General features: G+C 67.6%; 2 protein-coding genes. Both read left to right on the top strand.

What is annotated here, in order from left to right; genetic code table 11:
• A partial coding sequence (locus tag A9Z05_RS33790; RefSeq protein ID WP_176730283.1) for a FixH family protein occupies nucleotides 1-226 on the top strand: 226 nt, incomplete at its 5' end.
• 59 nt (nucleotides 227-285) lie between these two features.
• On the top strand, nucleotides 286-1,017 hold a 732-nt coding region (locus tag A9Z05_RS33785; protein ID WP_176730282.1), incomplete at its 3' end, for a DJ-1/PfpI family protein.

Genomic DNA, 1,017 nt, shown 5'->3' with positions numbered 1-1,017 from the left:
CGTGCGCGGTGCGCGCATCGATGTCAGCGGCGGGATGCCCCAGCACGGGCATGGTCTGCCGACGCGCCCTCGCGTGATCGACGGCGACGGAAACGGGACGTATCGGCTGCAAGGGATGAAGTTCAGCATGCCCGGCTGGTGGACGATCACGCTGAAGGTCCGGGACGCGCAGCGCGACGACGACGTGACGTTCAACGTCGTGTTGCCGCCGGCGGCGGCGTCATGACGGTCGACACGGGCCCCATGCCTGATTACTGGATGAGTTCCATACACGGAGAGGCTTCAATGCGAAAAGTCATGCTGTACTGGATGATGGTGCTGCTCGCGCCGTTTGCATCGGGTATCGCGAACCTTGCTCATGCGGGGCCGGCGAGCGAAGCGTCGACGCCAGCTGCGGCGGCCGCGGCGCCCGCGGCGGCACGCGCAGACCGGCTGCCCGCCTATCAGCCGCGCTTCGGGCGCACGCGCCCGATCGTCGCCGTCGTCGGCGAAAACTACTACACCGAGCTGACCGATTACGTCGTTCCCTATGGCATCGTGGCCGAATCGGGCGCGGCGGATCTCGTCGCGCTCGCGACGAAGCCCGGCCCCATCCGGATGTTCCCGGCGCCGATGAACGTCATTCCGGACGAAACCACCGCCCAGTTCGATCAGCGCGTGCCCGAAGGGGCGGACTATGTGATCGTGCCGGCCGTGCATCGCGACAGCGATCCGGCGCTGCTGGCATGGGTGGCCGAGCAGGCGAAGAAGGGCGCGACGATCATCGGCGTGTGCGACGGCGTCTGGGTGGTTGCCCGTGCGGGGCTGCTGGAAGGCCGTCGCGCAACGGGGCACTGGTATTCGATGAACGATCTCCGCAAGAAGTTTACCGATACGCGCTGGGTCGACGGCAAGCGTTACGTTGCCGACGGCAAGGTCGTCACGACGACCGGCGTCACCGCGACGATTCCGGTATCGCTTGCGCTCGTCGAGGCGCTCGCGGGGCGCGAACGTGCGCTGCAGGTCGCCGAGCGGCTC

Source organism: Burkholderia sp. A2 (genome assembly GCF_001729305.1).
Classification (GTDB): Bacteria; Pseudomonadota; Gammaproteobacteria; order Burkholderiales; family Burkholderiaceae; genus Burkholderia; species Burkholderia sola.
Note: the sequence above shows the minus strand (reverse complement) of the source record. Positions and strands in the feature narration are given on the sequence as shown.